The sequence below is a fragment of the Acinetobacter sp. ANC 7912 genome, assembly GCF_039862785.1.
Lineage (GTDB): Bacteria > Pseudomonadota > Gammaproteobacteria > Pseudomonadales > Moraxellaceae > Acinetobacter > Acinetobacter thermotolerans.
In genome coordinates, this window is record NZ_CP156795.1 from 2,099,795 (window position 1) to 2,117,499 (window position 17,705).

General features: G+C 42.7%; 21 protein-coding genes, 1 tRNA gene and 1 pseudogene. 8 read left to right on the plus strand and 15 right to left on the minus strand.

The genetic code is table 11. The features are described 5' to 3' along the window. The first annotated feature begins 163 nt into the window (after positions 1–163). From mltB to ABEF84_RS10380, 3 genes and pseudogenes are all read left to right on the plus strand, one after another. Positions 164–1,165 (plus strand): lytic murein transglycosylase B, encoded by a 1,002-nt coding sequence (mltB, locus tag ABEF84_RS10370; RefSeq protein ID WP_347454841.1) that lies wholly within the window; start codon positions 164–166, stop codon positions 1,163–1,165. Between the two features lie 289 nt (positions 1,166–1,454). Beyond that, positions 1,455–2,069, plus strand: a complete 615-nt coding sequence (locus ABEF84_RS10375) for a septal ring lytic transglycosylase RlpA family protein (protein WP_347452921.1) — start codon at positions 1,455–1,457, stop codon at positions 2,067–2,069. 232 nt (positions 2,070–2,301) lie between these two features. After that, positions 2,302–2,747 (plus strand): annotated as a pseudogene (locus tag ABEF84_RS10380) (DUF962 domain-containing protein). 49 nt (positions 2,748–2,796) lie between these two features. Here the strand turns inward: ABEF84_RS10380 and ABEF84_RS10385 are convergent. From ABEF84_RS10385 to rpsB, 6 genes are all read right to left on the minus strand, one after another. Then, positions 2,797–3,120, minus strand: coding sequence for an AzlD domain-containing protein (locus ABEF84_RS10385; protein WP_347454839.1), 324 nt, complete (start codon positions 3,118–3,120; stop codon positions 2,797–2,799). Beyond that, positions 3,117–3,842: an AzlC family ABC transporter permease gene (locus ABEF84_RS10390; protein ID WP_347454838.1), complete on the minus strand. Its 726-nt coding sequence runs from the start codon at positions 3,840–3,842 to the stop codon at positions 3,117–3,119. Before ABEF84_RS10390 ends, ABEF84_RS10385 begins: the two co-directional genes overlap by 4 nt. 84 nt (positions 3,843–3,926) lie before the next feature. Then, positions 3,927–4,751 carry an AraC family transcriptional regulator gene (locus tag ABEF84_RS10395; RefSeq protein WP_347454837.1) on the minus strand — a complete coding sequence of 275 codons (825 nt, stop codon included), beginning with the start codon at positions 4,749–4,751 and terminating at the stop codon, positions 3,927–3,929. 99 nt (positions 4,752–4,850) lie between these two features. Beyond that, entirely contained in the window at positions 4,851–5,351 is a 501-nt protein-coding gene (locus ABEF84_RS10400; RefSeq protein WP_034582337.1) for a DUF3465 domain-containing protein, read from the minus strand. Positions 5,352–5,438: 87 nt separating this feature from the next. Further along, a complete protein-coding gene (tsf, locus tag ABEF84_RS10405; protein ID WP_034582340.1) occupies positions 5,439–6,314 on the minus strand; it encodes a translation elongation factor Ts in 876 nt (291 codons plus the stop codon). Between the two features lie 142 nt (positions 6,315–6,456). Continuing rightward, on the minus strand, positions 6,457–7,203 hold the full coding sequence (gene rpsB / locus ABEF84_RS10410; protein ID WP_034582343.1) for a 30S ribosomal protein S2: 747 nt from the start codon (positions 7,201–7,203) through the stop codon (positions 6,457–6,459). A gap of 208 nt (positions 7,204–7,411) precedes the next feature. On the opposite strand from rpsB, the gene map reads away from it, so the two are divergent. Together map and ABEF84_RS10420 are read left to right on the plus strand one after the other, a co-directional pair. Then, entirely contained in the window at positions 7,412–8,239 is an 828-nt protein-coding gene (gene map / locus ABEF84_RS10415) for a type I methionyl aminopeptidase (RefSeq protein ID WP_034582346.1), read from the plus strand. A 254-nt stretch (positions 8,240–8,493) separates the two neighbouring features. Continuing rightward, positions 8,494–9,720 (plus strand): pyridoxal phosphate-dependent aminotransferase, encoded by a 1,227-nt coding sequence (locus ABEF84_RS10420; protein WP_034582349.1) that lies wholly within the window; start codon positions 8,494–8,496, stop codon positions 9,718–9,720. A gap of 118 nt (positions 9,721–9,838) precedes the next feature. On the opposite strand, the gene ABEF84_RS10425 is transcribed toward ABEF84_RS10420, so the two are convergent. Then, a complete protein-coding gene (locus tag ABEF84_RS10425) occupies positions 9,839–10,249 on the minus strand; it encodes a GFA family protein (protein ID WP_034582354.1) in 411 nt (136 codons plus the stop codon). Positions 10,250–10,396: 147 nt separating this feature from the next. On the opposite strand from ABEF84_RS10425, the gene ABEF84_RS10430 reads away from it, so the two are divergent. Beyond that, positions 10,397–10,831, plus strand: coding sequence for a PaaI family thioesterase (locus ABEF84_RS10430; protein WP_034582357.1), 435 nt, complete (start codon positions 10,397–10,399; stop codon positions 10,829–10,831). Between the two features lie 6 nt (positions 10,832–10,837). On the opposite strand, the gene ABEF84_RS10435 is transcribed toward ABEF84_RS10430, so the two are convergent. Beyond that, positions 10,838–11,299, minus strand: coding sequence for a hypothetical protein (locus tag ABEF84_RS10435; protein ID WP_034582360.1), 462 nt, complete (start codon positions 11,297–11,299; stop codon positions 10,838–10,840). 236 nt (positions 11,300–11,535) lie between these two features. Between ABEF84_RS10435 and ABEF84_RS10440 the strand changes: the two genes are divergently transcribed. Together ABEF84_RS10440 and ABEF84_RS10445 are read left to right on the plus strand one after the other, a co-directional pair. Beyond that, a tRNA-Asn gene (locus tag ABEF84_RS10440) sits at positions 11,536–11,611 on the plus strand. Between the two features lie 317 nt (positions 11,612–11,928). After that, positions 11,929–13,233 carry an IS4 family transposase gene (locus ABEF84_RS10445; protein ID WP_347453003.1) on the plus strand — a complete coding sequence of 435 codons (1,305 nt, stop codon included), beginning with the start codon at positions 11,929–11,931 and terminating at the stop codon, positions 13,231–13,233. 44 nt (positions 13,234–13,277) lie between these two features. Here the strand turns inward: ABEF84_RS10445 and ABEF84_RS10450 are convergent, their stop codons facing one another. From ABEF84_RS10450 to ABEF84_RS10480, 7 genes are read right to left on the minus strand one after another with little or no spacing between them, the layout of a single operon-like run. Then, positions 13,278–13,931, minus strand: coding sequence for a tRNA-(ms[2]io[6]A)-hydroxylase (locus tag ABEF84_RS10450; RefSeq protein ID WP_034588763.1), 654 nt, complete (start codon positions 13,929–13,931; stop codon positions 13,278–13,280). 15 nt (positions 13,932–13,946) lie between these two features. Further along, positions 13,947–14,672, minus strand: coding sequence for a pyridoxine 5'-phosphate synthase (pdxJ, locus tag ABEF84_RS10455; RefSeq protein WP_347454836.1), 726 nt, complete (start codon positions 14,670–14,672; stop codon positions 13,947–13,949). Positions 14,673–14,685: 13 nt separating this feature from the next. Continuing rightward, positions 14,686–15,396 (minus strand): DNA repair protein RecO, encoded by a 711-nt coding sequence (locus ABEF84_RS10460; RefSeq protein ID WP_034588759.1) that lies wholly within the window; start codon positions 15,394–15,396, stop codon positions 14,686–14,688. 11 nt (positions 15,397–15,407) lie between these two features. Next, complete coding sequence (locus ABEF84_RS10465; protein ID WP_034588757.1) at positions 15,408–15,602, minus strand: NF038104 family lipoprotein; 195 nt, start codon at positions 15,600–15,602, stop codon at positions 15,408–15,410. Positions 15,603–15,619: 17 nt separating this feature from the next. After that, positions 15,620–16,651 (minus strand): GTPase Era, encoded by a 1,032-nt coding sequence (gene era, locus ABEF84_RS10470; RefSeq protein WP_034588755.1) that lies wholly within the window; start codon positions 16,649–16,651, stop codon positions 15,620–15,622. After that, on the minus strand, positions 16,651–17,349 hold the full coding sequence (gene rnc, locus ABEF84_RS10475) for a ribonuclease III (protein ID WP_034588753.1): 699 nt from the start codon (positions 17,347–17,349) through the stop codon (positions 16,651–16,653). Before rnc ends, era begins: the two co-directional genes overlap by 1 nt. After that, the gene (locus ABEF84_RS10480; protein ID WP_034588752.1) at positions 17,321–17,692 is read right to left on the minus strand and encodes a DUF4845 domain-containing protein; all 372 of its coding nucleotides are present in this window, start codon (positions 17,690–17,692) and stop codon (positions 17,321–17,323) included. The genes rnc and ABEF84_RS10480 overlap by 29 nt, the downstream gene beginning before the upstream one ends. Positions 17,693–17,705 lie beyond the last annotated feature (13 nt).

Genomic DNA, 17,705 nt, shown 5'->3' on the forward strand with positions numbered 1-17,705 from the left:
ATGTCATAATCCAGTCAATGTTATCTTTAAACATTCCGAACAATTATGTTCTATTTACAAGATTTTATTTTGAATGATGGTCATTTTTGCTGAGCATTCTTAGAACTGCAAAAGGTCAAATTGCCAATACATTCACATTGATGAAATTGGAAATCAGGGTCAAATGTTAACACCAAATTTTTATAACAAACTTAAACAAATTTCTGTGGTACTTGCGACACTAGGCTTGAGCAGTCTAAGCCAAGCCAATGATTTCCAGCTTCATCCTTCTTATTCTGCCTTTAAATACAAAACAATGCAGCAGTATGGCCTGAGCAGCGAGCAGATCGACTGGGCCATGAATGGGACACGGAATTTACCGAATGTGATCAGCATTATGAACCGTCCAGGTGAAAGCAAGCCATGGTACAGTTATAAAACCAATTTCCTGGCAGGAAGCACCATTCAACGTGGTGTCCGTTTTAAACAGCAGTATTTCGATACCCTGAATCGTGCTGAGCAGCAGTTTGGTGTGCCACAGTCGATCATTCTCGGCATTCTGGGGGTAGAAACCGGTTTTGGCAGTAACAAAGGCTCCTTTGTCACCCGCGATGCACTGGCAACCTTAGGTTTTAATGGCAGCCGTCGTAATGAATATTTTCAGGATGAACTGGCTGCACTGATTGCCTGGTCTTATAAAGATGGTATTCCAGCTTCTTCTGTAGTGGGTTCTTATGCCGGTGCTGTGGGCTACCCACAATTCATGCCGAGCAACATCACCAAGTTCGGTGTCGACTATGATGGTAATGGTCATATTGACCTGCGTAATTCTGCCGTAGATGCCATTGGCTCGATCGCCAACTATCTGGCCAACCATGGCTGGCAACGTAATCAGCCCATCGCTTTCCCGGCGCGTTATACCGGTCCCAATCCCGATGCGATCATTGCCAAGGATTTAACCCAACCTACCCCTTATGGCGTACTCAAGGCTCAAGGGGTTAGTCCAATGAATCCTATTGTGAAAATTGATGATCTGGACTTGGTCAATGTGATCCAGCTACAGGAAAATTATGGGCCGGTTTACTACATTACTTACCCGAATTTTCAGGTGATTACCACTTACAATAAGAGTCGAATGTACGCGACTGCATTGTGGCTTTTAGGCACAGAAATCGTGAGCCGATAAGGCTCTTTTCTCCTCCCACTCACAAAAGTCAACAAATATTTAGGTAAAATAGTTCATATTTTGGACTTTTTACATACTTTGTTACATTTTAGATTATTTTTTAACCATTTATTGTTTATTTTATGTTCTTTTCAAGACTATTTTAATTAAAGACTAGACAGGTTCTTATCTGCATGAATATTATCCTTCTCGTCAAATGTAGTTGCATAAGTTAAATATCAGGCTTGTTTATGAGGTTTTTTTGTAGCTTTGACGCAACCTTGTAAACCAGCTGTTAGGAGTTGATTAGATGCATTCTTCTTTTCTGAAATATGTACTGGCGATTGCCACGACGGTCACCTTGACCCAGTCGCAGGCAGAACTGGTTCAGTCGTCGTCGTTAAATCACGACCATGATCGTTCTCGTTTAGCCACCCGTGTATTAAACCGTGAAGCTCAAAGCTTCAATTCAAATTTTACTAACCTAAGCAGCCTTTCAATCACTGAGCGTTCTGGCGATAGAGTTCGTCGTGAAACGATTGCAGCAAAAATTGAAGTCCCTGAAGATGAGCCTTCAGTGATTGAAAAACTGAACACTGTTGCTTCCAACACCGTTCGTAAATTCACGCAAACTGGTACAGCATCTTGGTATGGTCGTCAGTTCCATGGTCGTAAAACCGCGAGCGGTGAAACGTTCGACATGAATGCCATGACTGCTGCTCACCGTAGCCTGCCATTGAACTGTTTCATCCGTGTGACCAACAAAAACAATGGTAAGAGTGTGGTTGTGAAAGTAAATGACCGTGGCCCATTCCATGGTAACCGTGTTCTGGATCTGTCTTATGGTGCTGCGAAACGCTTAGGCATCACCAACTCAGGTACTGCAAAAGTCAGTATCGAGCGTGTAGACGGTCCAAACTCTTAAGTTTGACGGGTAACACATTTGACATAAAGCCACATATTATAATGTGGCTTTTTTATTGGATGTTGTGTTGTGCTGAAATTTGAACTTCCTGCTGCCCTCTTGCTCTTACTTCTCTCAGTCCTGCTGGTGCGCTGGTCATTACAGGGGGGCTCATTTTCCTGATGAGTGTATTTTGACCATTGCCCTGTTCTGATTTATATTCAGAAAAAAATAGCCGGACATGGAGGGAGCAATGAAAACGATCAAGGAATGGTTCGACGAATATAGCGACAGCCACCAGAACAAAACCAACAAACTGATTCATTGGGTTTGCGTTCCAACCATCTATTTTTCCATTATCGGCATTCTGGCACATTTCAGCGCGCTGCTCACTGCATTACTGCTAGTACTGGCAATAATCTTTTATACCCGTCTGGATATTGTATTGGCTGTAGCCATGGCAGCATTAACCCTAGTCATGGCCTGGCTGATCTGGATTTTACCGGTGGGCGTAGGCTTTTATACGGCTCTGTTCGTTTTTGCCTGGATTGGGCAGTTCTACGGTCACAAAGTGGAAGGTAAAAAGCCTTCTTTCTTTAAGGATGTCCAATTCCTCCTCATTGGCCCTATTTGGTGCGTAGATGCTTATCTAGGCAAACTATACCAAAATGGAAATCACGCCAAATACAGCCAATTTGACGCATTTTACGATGGGTAGGTTTGTCAACCACCTACCCTGTGCTTTGATTTAGATAAAAATCACTTCAAGATGATCTGAAATAGATAAAAACAGGCCAGAACTAGGACAAAATTCAGCAACAGTTTTTGCTGCCAACAGCCCAGCAAAACACACTACAACAGCAAAAATATAAGGATCAAATACACTCTCTCGTAATTGGCCCTGTTTCAAAAAAATAATTGGAGAAGCTATGACTAGCATCAGATGGGGAGCAGAATGACGTAGCATTTTTTGCAGGAAAATAGGCAGCTGAATATTGAGATGCGGTTCCAGAAAAATATAACGATTTAAAAAAACCACACCTGCAAGCCCTAAAAGTAGTACCCAGCTCATTTTTCTTCTCCTGCGTCCTGTTCCAGACAGGCTGAAGCCAGCATACCAATCAAGGCTGCAAGGATGAGGTATTGGCTATAGCCGAATTGACAACACAGAAACATTAAGCCGAAGCTGATCACCACACCGAACAAAGTAGCTCGGGTTCGAATCAAAGGAATCATCAACAAGATAAACAGTGCAGCAATAGAAAAATCCAGATGCCAGTCTGCTAGTTGGGGCAACTGATAAGCTAGCAGAACACCTACAACACTAAAACTGCACCAAGCTAGGTAAAAGCAGAGCCCAGCTCCTAAGAGATAAGAAAATTGTAGTTTGTGTTGCTGCATAGCTACAGCAAACAGCTCATCAGTTAAGAGAAACCCAACCAGCAAACGTTTTCCTAAAGAAAATTGCTGCTCTTGAGCCCGAAAGTTCAGGCCGTATAGCAAATGTTGTGTAGTCAAGATAAAGACACTAAACAGAATGGCAAAAAAGCTCTGCCCCTCTTGCAGCATGTTCAGGCTGAGTAACTGGGCAGCTCCTGCAAAGATAATCGCTGACATCGCCACCGCCTGCGTAGTCGTTAAACCGGCTTGCACTGCCATAGACCCAGCCAGTAATCCCCATGGTAAAACCGCCAGATTCAGTGGCATGATATCCCGAGCACCTTGTAAAAATAAGGTGGTATCTGTTCGATGTAAAAAAGAAATCGTACGTGTTTTTTTCAAGCGTGCCAGCATGTCATATTTCCCATAGCATTTAGTGCTATTTATTCAGAAGGTGGACTTGCCGGCTTGTATAAAATTGCTTATCAGAAATGGACTTTAACGCTGCGATAAATGTTGCAGATACTGCAAAGGAGTGACACCCAGACTGCGTTTAAAATGCCGGTTAAAATGGCTTTGATCAGAGAAACCACAACATTGTGCAGTCAGGGCAATACTATGACCTTGTTTTAGCAAACGTTGTGCTTTATGCAGCCTGATCTGTATCAGCCAGCTATGCGGAGGAAGTCCAACGGTACGCTTAAACTCACGCAGAAAATGCCAGGGACTTAAGCCCACCTGTTCTGCCAGTCCATTCAAAGAAAAATCATGTTCAGGCTCGGCCAGCATCAAATCTTTGGCTAGCTGAATTTTACTTTCAGCTTTGGGCAACAATACCGGTTCAGGACGTGAACGAGCATACAAGCGAATTATCTGAGTCAGCGTGGAAATATATAGGCTTTCTTTAAGCAACGTATTTTCAGGTTGTTCCAGAATATTGAACAGTAACACCAGCTGCTGGGCCAAACCTGGATCCTGAACGACCGCTTGTGGAAACCAGGGGCTTACATTTTTATATGGAAAAATATCCTGAGTAATCTCGGCAATCATTTCCAGGGTAGGATAAATGGCACGATAGCCCCAGCCAGTTTCTACGGCGGCAGAACCGGTATGGATCTCATCGGCATTGACCAGGATAATCGAGTCTTTCGGTGCGAAATGCTGATGACCAGTGCGCAGAAAGCTTTGTGCACCTTCTTCAATCACTGCAATGCAGTACCCTTCATGCACATGCTTGGAAAACTGGGTGTGAAGATATCTGGCCTTCAGCAACTCCAGACCACCCAGCTCCCTAAAATGTAAAAAATGTGCTCGTTCCTGCATGTTGTGATGAATAGTGTGCCAATTTTTCTTCTAACTTAGCATGTCCTGTGCCAAGCGATAGAACAAAATTGCTGTTTTGATTTTATTTTTATCGGGATTTTACTGATACATTCGGCCTTGATGTTTTAACCAACCATCGACATGTTTACGGCTTGGATCATGATGGGTCCAGTGAATCACTCCACCCTTGTCGCTATATTCATATTCGCCATAAAACTCGACCTGATCGCCTTTTTGGATATTCCCGATTCGTGGTGCCAGATCGATATTATGTGCGACCAATACCGTCTGACCATTAGACAGTTCCAAAATAAACTTTTGATGACGCGAACCTTCATTATCATCTTTCAATACAGCTACAACCTGACCGCTCGCCTGAACCTGAAGATCACTTTGTCTTTGCTGATAAGCCTGTTCAATACGGTAGGTATCATCAGCAGTTGCAGGCTGTTGAACTTTAGCCTGCTCTTGAACCACGACTTCTGCTGCAGGTGCAAAGTTATTGCTTTGCTGCTTGGATTCCGATAAATCCAGCCCCAAGTAAGCAGCTACTAACAGTGCAATAACTGCCCCAATCCCCATATTGGTTTTATTTGCCATAATTCCTCCTTGATTAGTCTTTATTTAGCCATAAAAAAAGCCCCGAATGGGGCTTCTTTCTGCAGATAATTTTGCTTAAAGCAACAATTATTTAGCAGCAGCTTGAGCAGCAGCAACTTCTTCAGCGAAAGAAAGTTCAGCTTTTTTCTCAATACCTTCACCCACTTCGAAACGAGTGAAGCCAGCAACGGTAGTACCAGTTGCTTTAAGGACTTCAGCAACTTTCTTGTCGTTGTCGATTACGTATTGTTGACGTTCAAGAACAACTTCGTTCAGGTATTTCTCAACAGAACCTACAACCATCTTCTCAACGATGTTTGCTGGTTTGCCAGATTCAAGAGCTTTCGCTTCAGCGATTTCTTTTTCTTTCGCGATCAGTTCAGCTGGAACTTGTTCAGCAGTTACTGCAACTGGGTTGAACGCAGCGATGTGCATTGCCAGACCTTTACCAGTTTCAGCATCACCTGAGTAAGAAACTACAACACCAATTTTCAGACCGTGTTTGTAAACAGCCAGGTTTTCGCCTTCTACGATTGCAGCACGACGTACTTGGATGTTTTCACCGATTTTTTGAACCAGCGCGATACGAGCTTCTTCAACAGTAGCGCCATCTTCAAGTTTAAGTTCAGCGATTTTTGCAGCGTCAGTTTCACCAGCAGCAAGAGCAGCTTTAGCAACTTTAGCAGAGAAGTTTGCAAAGTTTTCGTCTTTAGCAACGAAGTCAGTTTGACAGTTCACTTCTACAAGAATAGCTTTGTTGCCTTCTTGAGCGATAGTGATTGCGCCGTCAGCTGCAATGTTACCTGCTTTTTTAGCAGCTTTTGCTTGACCAGATTTACGAAGGTTGTCAATCGCAAGTTCGATGTCACCATTCGCTTCTGTCAGCGCTTTTTTACATTCCATCATTGCCAAACCAGTACGTTCGCGCAATTCTTTAACCATGCTTGCTGTAACTGCAGTCATGTGAATCTCCTAAATTCGGTAGAAAATGAATTCTTTTTAGAACAGAAACGGCCCAGAGGATTCTCATGGGCCGCCTGCTTACACGACGCTTACTTTGCCACCATCACATGATGCAAAAATGACAAGCTTGCGTCTTAGCGCATTAAGCCTCAGAAGCAGGAGCTTCTTCAGCTTTAGCTTGTGCGTTTGCTTGTGATTGAGCGTATTCTTTACCAGCAATAATCGCATCAGCCATAGCAGAAGCATAAAGAGTAACTGCACGGATTGCGTCGTCGTTACCTGGGATTACGTAATCAACGTTGTCTGGGTTAGAGTTAGTATCTACCACACCGATTACAGGAATACCAAGGTTTTTAGCTTCTTTGATCGCGATAGCTTCGTGGTCAACGTCGATAACGAACAGTGCGTCTGGTAAACCACCCATGTTTTTAACGCCACCAAGAGAACGTTCAAGTTTTTCCATCTCACGAGTACGTTCTAAAGCTTCACGTTTAGTCAGCTTAGCGAAAGTGCCGTCTTGAGATTGAGTTTGAAGGTCTTTCAGACGGTTGATTGACTGACGAAGAGTTTTCCAGTTAGTCAACATACCACCTAACCAACGGTGATCAACGTATGGTTGACCTGCGCGTTGAGCTTGTTCACGGATGATGTTAGAAGCAGCACGTTTAGTACCAACGAACAAAACTTTGTTCTTTTTGCTTGCTAATTGGTTAGCGAAGTTCAAAGCATCATTTAACGCAGGAACAGTGTGCTCAAGGTTGATGATGTGAATTTTGTTACGAGCGCCAAAGATGTATTGACGCATTTTTGGGTTCCAGAAACGAGTTTGGTGACCAAAGTGCGCGCCAGCTTGTAGAAGGTCACGCATGCTTACGTTGTAATCTGCCATTTTCTTTACCTTAAAGATTTGGGTTAGGCCTCCATATATCCGCATTCTCCACCCTTGCGGGCACCCAGAGTAATGTGACGATATATGTGCGGATTTTTAATACACCATTCATCAACTTCCGTAAATGAATTCACGAAAAAGCATTTGATAAAATGGGCGGCTATTTATACCATAGTCCCACACAAATTTCCAAAAGTTTTTAGAGATCATGAACACTACTTATCAAGCTCCCCGTCGTTTAATTAAATCCGCTGAAGATATCGAAAAGATGCGCGTAGCTGGACGACTGGCGGCAGAAGTTTTGGATATGATCAAACCGCATATCAAACCAGGTGTTTCTACACTTGAATTGGATACGATTTGTCATGACTACATTGTAAATGTACAGAATGCAATTCCGGCATGTTTGGGCTATGGTGCAGCACCTGGCCGCCCTGCTTTCCAGCACACCATCTGTACTTCTGTGAACCACGTGGTATGTCACGGTATTCCATCAGAAAACAAGATCCTGAAAAAAGGTGACATTCTGAACATCGACGTGACCGTGATCAAAGACGGTTTCCACGGTGATACCAACATGATGTATATCGTGGGTGGTGAAACTTCGATTCTGGCAAACCGTCTGTGCAAAGTAGCGCAAGAAGCCATGTACCGCGGTATTGAAGCGGTTAAACCAGGTGCAACCATTGGTGACATCGGCCATGTGATTCAAAAATATGTTGAATCTGAACGCTTTAGTGTGGTTCGTGAATACTGTGGTCACGGTATTGGCACTACTTTCCATGATGAACCACAAGTTCTGCACTATGGCCAGCCAAATACCGGCATGATCCTTGAAGAAGGCATGACTTTTACCATTGAGCCAATGGTCAATGCCGGCGTTTGGCAAACCAAACTGCTGGGCGATAAGTGGACTGTAGTGACCAAAGATCACAAATTATCTGCTCAATATGAACACACTCTTTTGGTAACAAAAAATGGCGTAGAAGTCCTGACTGCACGTCCAGAAGAAGATTTATCACGCTTCCAGTCATAAGACTTACAGGAAGTGCACAAAAAAGGCTGCCCACACGCAGCCTTTTTTATTTTATATTTCACATATAGTGCGAAGAATAGGTGTTGCCTGCATCTCTTGGGTTCTTCAACTTCAATATCGAAGTTCAAGATGATTTTCGGGCATTAAAACACTTTTTCCGTCAAATTTTCGCAATTCTTTTTCCCAAGGTGCACCAATTTGGGCTAAGATATTGTGATTTTTATTTTTTAATCCCTATAAGAAGGAATACTGCCGTGGACGTACGTCTCTCTGATCGTGTCAATAGCATCAAACCGTCCCCTACACTTGCTGTTACCAACAAGGCTGCTGAACTGAAAGCTGCTGGTAAAAACGTAATTGGTTTAGGCGCAGGTGAACCGGATTTCGATACCCCACAACACATCAAAGATGCAGCAATTGCAGCGATTAACAATGGTTTCACCAAATATACAGCTGTTGACGGTACGCCAGGTCTTAAAAAAGCAATCATTGCTAAATTAAAACGCGACAACAACCTTGAATACGCGCCAAATCAAATCCTGGTTTCTTGCGGTGGTAAACAATCATTCTTTAACTTGGCACTTGCTTTGTTAAACAAAGGCGATGAAGTGATCATCCCTGCACCATACTGGGTAAGCTACCCTGACATGGTGATCATCGCTGAAGGTACTCCAGTGATCGTGAAATGTGGTGAAGAACAACGTTTCAAAATCACTCCTGCTCAATTAGAAGCTGCAATCACTGACAAAACTCGTTTAGTGGTTCTGAACAGCCCTTCTAACCCTACAGGCATGATCTACACTAAAGCTGAATTAGAAGCTTTAGCTGAAGTACTTCGTAAATACCCTAACGTAATGGTTGCGTCTGACGACATGTACGAACCAATCCGTTGGGACGATGAGTTCTACAACATCGCAACTGTTGCACCAGACCTTTACGACCGCGTAATCGTACTGAACGGTGTATCTAAAGCTTATGCAATGACTGGCTGGCGTATCGGCTACGCAGCGGGCCCTGCTAAACTGATCGGTGCGATGAAAAAAATCCAGTCTCAATCAACTTCAAACCCAACTTCTATTTCACAAGTTGCTGCTGAAGCTGCATTGAATGGTCCTCAAGACGTACTGAAACCTATGGTTGAAGCGTTCAAACGTCGTCACGACTTAGTTGTGAATGGTTTAAATGACATCAAAGGTATTACTTGCCTGCCTGCTGACGGTGCATTCTATGCATACGCAAACATCAAACCACTCATCCGTGCGAAAGGTCTGAACTCTTGCACAGAATTCGCTGCTTGGTTACTGGAAGAAACTGGTGTTGCAGTGGTTCCTGGTGATGCATTCGGTCTAGGTGGTTACATGCGTATTTCTTATGCAACTGCTGATGAAGTACTTGTAGATGCGCTTGCACGTATCAAAAAAGCTGCTGATTCAATCGAAGGCGTAGATGCTGCGATTGCTTCTATCGAAGCTGCTAAATAATTAAAGACTTTCTACGTTTTTAATTGAAAAACCCGCGGTATTCGCGGGTTTTTCTTTTGCTTGTTTTTAAATGATTCGCATACTTTTTTTCTTACTTGTGGACTTTCAAAATTAAAGTTCATTCTTTATCAGCATTAAACATTTCAATCACTTCTGCTTCAGTCATTTTCTTGGTCTGATTATTAAATGCATAAAATGTTGGCTTACTATCAATATAGATCTCGAGATTTAAATTCAGATCTTCCGGCAGCTCATCCAAAGTAAATACATTGATATTGGCAAATGAATGGTCTTTGGTTCGCCAGAACAGCATAGTGCCACAGGCATTGCAAAAGCCGCGCTCTGCCCACTCGGAAGAGCTATATACACTCAAATACTGCTGCTCTGTAAAATCCATCTTTTCGATATCAATCGACAATAAAGGTCCACTAGTCTGGCGACGGCACATGGAACAATGGCACGCAGCGACTTCATGGTTCTTAAGCTCTACTTCAAATTGTGTTGCTCCGCATAAACATCTTGCTTTCATGATTATTCCTTACGAAGGTTATTCTTTTTGTTTTAACCATAAATCTATAGTTCATTCCACTTCGATCCGATATGTTTAGATTGCTGATTGTTTATTCACTCTCAAAATTAAGTTCTATTTAAGAGATCAAAATAATAAGGACAGCCCATGAATATCCAAAATCTTTCCGGTCTGGAAATTATGCTAGAGATGTGCGACGGCAATATTCCAATGCCGACGATGGCCACTACAATTCCCATGACTGCGCACTCAGTCGAAGCTGGACAGGTCATCTTCTTAGTTCAAGCGGATGAACATCATCTCAACCCCATGGGTGGCGTGCATGGCGGTTTTGCTGCGACTGCACTAGATTCTGTTACTGGCTGTGCCGTATTTTCCATGCTAGAAGCAGGTGTCAGTTACACTACCATCGACCTGAATGTAAAGATGTGCCGTCCTGTTCCGATGTATAAAGAACTGAAAGCCATTGGCAAGACCATCAATATCAGCAAGAGCTTAGGCATTGCAGAAGGTCATCTCATAGATGCAGATGGAAAGCTCTACGCCTATGCCACAGCGACCTGCATGATCTTTCGTCCTTAAAGTTGCTTAACCTGCTTTCTTTAAAGCCTTAATCAGCTGGTTTTGATTCAAGCAAAGATCACGCTGACTACCTTTATGGAAACAGTAGTATTTCAGGGCACTATCCAGTTCAACTGATAACATTTTTCCTTCAGAGATTGACCAGACTTTGCAACGGTTAGAACCGGACAACGCACTACCTGCTAGCTGAAATAAGTACACATCATTTTCACGTTTCAAAGGGAATTTACGACCATCATCAGGATGCTCAGCTCGCAGACGACATTCTTCATTGATCAGCCATTTCTCACTAAACCACAACTGCAATAAATCACCGAGGAACAAGTCCTGACGACCAAAAGGCCAAACATTGATATAAGTCCCTTCCACAGGCGTATGGTATTGTTCAGGATTGGAAATAATTAACAGATAGTTTTCTTGGTAGAAATCAAGATTTGTAAAAATTTGAGGGATAGTGAGCGTATTCATTCGCTTTCTCCGATTTAGCCATTTTTGTGCTGGCAAGTTGGTTTAAATCCACACTGTTTGACCATCTGGTCAAACGACTTTCTGTTTTCAATCTAGCAACTCAAATAAATGCTGACAAGCATTTTTTAGGATTTTCAGCTGATTGTTTAAATTAAAATCAGACACACCCGATTTCGTATAAATCTGCAAGTTTTTGCTTGACCCTCGTCAAAATCTCTCTATAATCGCATTCAGATTCTCCCATAGCTCAGTCGGTAGAGCGACGGACTGTTAATCCGCAGGTCCCTGGTTCGAGCCCAGGTGGGAGAGCCAAATTCAAGAAAGCCCGCAGCATTAAAGCGGGCTTTTTTATTGGCTAAATTTCATAATTTAAATCACCCTATTTGTCACCTTCCAAGAAAAACTAACCAACCAATTTTTCTATTAAAAGACCTATATCTTTTTTAAATTGACTCCCCTGTTCTGTCTTTATGCGAAGCATAAGATTCTAAACTATTAACTTAGGCTATTTTTCTATATTAAATTTAAGGCATAAAAAAATCCCCCATTACGGAGTAATGCCAGTCAGTTAAGCAAATATTAGTAAAATGTAGTAAAAATGAGTGTATGTAAATACGCTCATTTTTTTTATGACTTTATCTGAAAATTTAGATTGCACCCTTCAACATTCTTTACCTTCACTTAGCCATTTTAGTGAATTTATTGATTTCAACTGGATTGAGGAAAGTCTGAATCAAACAGGTAAGGCATCAATTAGAAGAAGGAAGTTACCCGCTGAACATGTGGTATGGCTTGTCATTGGACTCGCTTTATTTCGAAATCAACCTATCGGATATGTCGTAGAACAACTAAAACTTGTATTTGGTACAACAGAATATTGTGTTCCTAGCGCAGTAGTACAAGCACGACAACGTTTAGGATCAGAACCTTTAAATGCGCTATTTTCTTTACTTAGCCAAGCCTGGTTTGAAGAATCTCAGCAGCAATACTCAAACTTTCACGGTCTGAGTGTGTGCGCTGTTGATGGTGTTGTTTGGTCTATGCCTTATACAGATGAGAATTTTGCACACTTTGGTTCATCTAAAGGAAAAACTGCTGATGCTCCTTATCCACAAGTGAGAGCAACCTGCTTAGTAAATACCGCGACCCATGAAATTATAGATGCTCAAATAGGCAGTATGGATCAAGGTGAACTCACACTGGCAAGCCAATTATCTCCTTGTTCACACAGTATTACCCTATTTGATCGAGCCTATTTCTCTGCAGATTTTCTCATCGGGTGGCAAAAACGTGCAGAAGAAAGTCATTGGCTTATGCGTGCAAAAGATAATTTACGGTATGAGATTGTGGAGCGTAATTCGCAACATGACTTTCATATTAGAATGCCGATATCAACAAGAGCTAAAAAACTTAATCCAGCCTTAGGAGATTATTGGGAAGCACGTCTCATTGAGGTTGAGCAGGCAGGTAAGATTAGACGTTATATCACTTCACTAATAGATTCAAAGAGATATCCATTATTAGCTTTAGCAAAACTCTATGCCCAGCGTTGGGAAATAGAAATGTGTTACCGAGAAATCAAGAGTAACTTACAGGAAGGGAAGCATTTAAGGAGTAAACAACCTACCTTGATTTATCAAGAGTTATGGGGAGTCTTTATTGCCTATAATATTCTAAGAAGACAAATGAAATATATGGCTCAACGTGCAAAAGTCAGTCCTTTGAGAATGAGCTTTCATATTACCTCTATTGCTATCCTTAACCTATTGAAGTTTGATTCTTTGGCTTCCGCAGGCAATTTGCCTAAACATCTAGAAAGTTTAATGGAAAAATCTAAAAGGTATGTTTTACCGAAAAAAAGAAGTAGAAACTACCCACGAGTTGTGAAAGGGAAACCACAGAAATACCCAAAAAAATGCCAGTCAATCTCTTAACTGACTGGCATTAGCCCATTACGGAGGATTTTTTAAAGTGATTTTTAAGCCGCTTGGGCTGGCACACCACTATGGAAACGGAAAGTATCATCCAGACTTAAAATCAGGTTCTTTTCCACTTCACGGATATGATTAATACGATCCTGAATATCCTCTTCCGGATTTTTTAGTTTCGCTGTTTTAGCTACATCCAGCGCCAAGGCCAGATAGTCTTCATAATGGCGAGATTCAGACTTGAGTAGATAACGGTAGTAACGTCCTAGTTCCTCATCAACCAATGGTGCAAGCGAATAGAAACGCTCACAGGAGCGTGCTTCTACAAATGCACCAATCACCAGCACATCAATCAGTGCTTCTGGTTCATAAGTCCGGATTTCCTTACGCAACCCGCCTGCATAACGCCCTGCACTCAGACCAATCCATTTCTGGCCACGCTTGTTCATGAATTCTAGCACCTGCTCATAATGCAGCATTTCTTCACGGACCAGCTGTGCCAGTTTGACCTGTAAATCGGTAAAGAAGCTGTAACGGAACATGAGGTTCATCGCGGTGCCGGCTGCTTTCTTTTCGCAGTTGGCATGATCCTGCATCAGGATATCCAGATTCTGTAGAGCTTCATCCAGCCATGCTTTCGGTGTTTCACAACCCAGGAAGCCAATAACTGGCTTCATAAGCTCATCATAATCAATATTTGACATATGTTTCTTGCAATCTTAACGCGCAGCTTTAATTGCAGCTTTCATCTGTTGAACTGCTTGTGCTAGACCAACGAAGACAGCATCTGCAATAATCGAGTGACCAATGTTTAATTCATGAATTTGAGGGATCGCAGCAATTGAAGTGACATTCTCCAGATTCAGACCATGACCCGCATTCACCACCAACCCTTTCGATGCTGCATATTCAGCACCTTTGATAATGCGTTCCAGCTCTGCCTGCTGTGCTTCAGGTGTTTCTGCATCCGCATAAGCACCTGTGTGCAGCTCAATGGTAGGTGCACCACAAGCCACTGCAGCATTAATCTGGGCAATGTCTGCATCAATAAATAGCGATACATCGCAGCCAATCGCAGTCAGTTCTTGAGTGGCTTTTTTGACATCTTCAAAATGCCCCACAACATCCAAGCCACCTTCAGTAGTAACTTCCTGACGCTTTTCAGGCACAAAGCAGACATGCTGAGGTTTAATTTCTTTGGCAATGGCAACCATTTCATCAGTTACGGCCATTTCCAGATTCATATGGGTAGTTAATACCGGACGCATACGACGTACATCTTCATCCTGAATATGTCGGCGGTCTTCACGCAAATGCAGGGTAATTCCCTCTGCACCGGCCTGCTCACAGATCAATGCAGCATTGACTGGGTCTGGGTACGTCGTACCACGTGCTTGTCTTAAAGTTGCGACATGGTCAATATTGACACCAAGTAATGCAGCCATAATATTTTCCTAACTACGATTGAGATTGAGAATTTTGGATCCACAATTGTCGACTTTTCAGTGGTCGGTCACCGAGTAAAGCAGTGATCACCTGTCGATATAGCTTCGTCAGTAATTGTAACTGTTCTGGATTAAAATCCCTACCATTTTCATAGTGCTGCATTGTTAAAATCTGCTGACCTGACATGGTTGAGCGCAAGGCTTTAGCCGAAGGCATAAAACCTTCATTCAACTGAAAATAGTAATGTTGCAAGGGATTGATCTGTGCCTGATTGGCATCGACCGAAAAATCCAGTTCATAGCCAAGTTCTTCTAATAAGATATGTTCAAACTGGCGTAAAACCTGTTTTAAATAGGTATTGGGATTTTCCTGTTCGGAAAGTTTCTGTAAAGCCGTCAGTGTTTCACCATATTTGGCAAAAGTCAGCGGCATCTGCACTTCAAGTGGACATAGACGCAGTAAAATTTCATTCAGATAAAAACCGGAAAAAAAGGCATCACCAAAGAAGAATATCGGCTGATTGACAATTTCCAGTTTAGTAAAGTTTTTCAGGTCGGATTTGCCAGACGCCTGCAGGCTGATCGGCTGATATTGCGGTGGTGGAGTTTGTCTGAGTATCCCATCGATACGGCCGTATTCCCGGGTAAATAAATGCACAATATGACTGCGATCACGATATTTACGGTGATGAATTAAATAGCCATGCAGCACTTCATTACGCATAGGCTGCTGCTTTAATCCTTATTCTTTTTGGATTTTTCATCTTCTTCGTCATCCCCATCTGGAATGACCGCACCCACAACAGCCGCAGTGCCTTTGACTGCGACTTTTGTGGTTTTATAGGCAACTTTTACAGGAACAGTCACGACTTTATGAATACAGCCCTGCAAGAATAAAACACATGCAGCCACTGCCAAAAATTTCATCATGATCCGTTCCTATACAATTAAATGTCGCTATAACCTAGACTTTTCAGTGCTCGCTCATCATCAGACCAACCGCCTTTGACTTTCACCCAAAGCGTTAGCATGATTTTCTGCTCGAACATTTTTTCCATATCAACACGTGCATCCATCCCGATTTTTTTCAGTTTGGAACCTTTTTCACCAATCACAATGGCTTTCTGGCCAGGACGATCAACAAAAATGGTGGCATCAATATAAGTACATGCTGGCTTCATACGACCGGTTTTTTCGTTCAATGTCGGCTCTTCAGTTTTGAAAGATTCGATCTGAACAGTGAGGTCATATGGCAGTTCTTCGCCGAGCTGACGCATGATCTTTTCACGAATGATTTCAGAAGCCAGGAAGCGCTCTGAACGGTCGGTGAGCTGATCAAATGAGTACAGTGGTGGCTGGAATGGCAGGTATTTGGCAATCGTATCACGCAGGTGTTCAAGGTTCGCCCCACGCAGAGCGGATACCGGAACAATTTCAGCAAAGTTCATTAATTTAGAACGTTCCTGAATCAGCGGTAAGGCTTCATTCTTGTTCTCAAAAGTATCCAGCTTGTTGATCACCAGAATCACTGGCATATCTGCATTTTTCAATTTCTCCAGAACAAGTTCATCGTTCTGGGTCCATTTATTCGCATCCACCACAAACAGCACCAGATTCACGTCACGTAGTGCTGAGTGTGCCGCACGGTTCATCATTTTGTTGATGGCACGCACTTCTTTCTTATGCATCCCTGGGGTATCTACAAATACCGCCTGAGATTTTTCACGCGAATCAATGCCCACAATCTTATGACGTGTGGTTTGCGGTTTACGTGAAGTAATCGACAGCTTCTGACCCAGCAAGTGGTTCATCAGCGTTGATTTCCCCACGTTCGGACGACCGACAATGGCCACAAAGCCACTGCGGTAATCCGACGGGATTTCAGTACCTTGAGCACTGAAAAATTGACTGATTAAGTCATTATTGTCGCTTGGTTGCGACTCGTGATCAGCATCGATGTGATCGGAATGAGTAGTCATTAAGACTTTTGCTCCAACTGTTTTAAAATATCCGCCGCAACTGCCTGTTCGGCAAAACGACGGCTTGAACCTTCACCTAGCATTACAGGCAAGCCTTCCACATGACACTCTACCTTGAAGTGCTGGTTTGGGGCATCGCCCTGAATATCTACAACCTCGTAAACCGGGAGAGGTTTTTTACGTGCTTGTAAATACTCTTGCAGGCGTGATTTTGGATCCTTGAGCTGATCCGTTGGTTCAATGTGGTCTAAATAAGGTTCGTACCATTTTAACACAATGGCTTCGAGCACTTTAAGATCACCACAATCCACATAGATTGCGCCGATAATCGCCTCGACGGTATCTGCGAGAATCGACTCACGGTGGTGACCACCCGACTTCAGCTCACCCGTACTGAGAATCAGGTTCTGACTTAATTTTAAATCATTGGCAATTTTTCCTAGCGCTTCCTGTCGGACAAGGGTCGCACGCATACGCGTCAGACGACCTTCGTTTTCATTCGGGTAAGCGGTAAAGAGATAATTGGCAATAATCATCCCTAAAAGCGAATCGCCCAGAAATTCCAGGCGCTCGTAGTTGTGTTTATGACTGACTGAACGATGAGTCAATGCCAGTTTTAGCAGATCAGCCTGTTTAAACTGATAGCCAAGACGTTTAGCAAGACGTTCATCATTTAGCTTTGACTGTGCTTTGATCAAACTCTTTCTCAAACTTCATCACTAAATCGATATTCATTAGGAAATTCTTGCGAACTTCATAATTGGTTTTCACCAACAGACCATTTGCATTCTCTACCAAGATATTTTTCTTGATATCGAAATCCCGAATATTATTCATAGTCAGGCGCTGGCCCAATTGCTGGATAAATTTTTCCGGTGCAATATTGGCAGGTGAGGTTTTTATCAATTCCTCAATCTGCCCCTCGACCATCCGGTTATCAAAATACGGCGCCCACACCGCAATTGCAATTTTTGCTAAAAAAGCAAACCCCATAATCGCAAAAAGTACTGCGACATAAGATGCACCTTGTTGATGTCTCATTTTTTTATTTTCC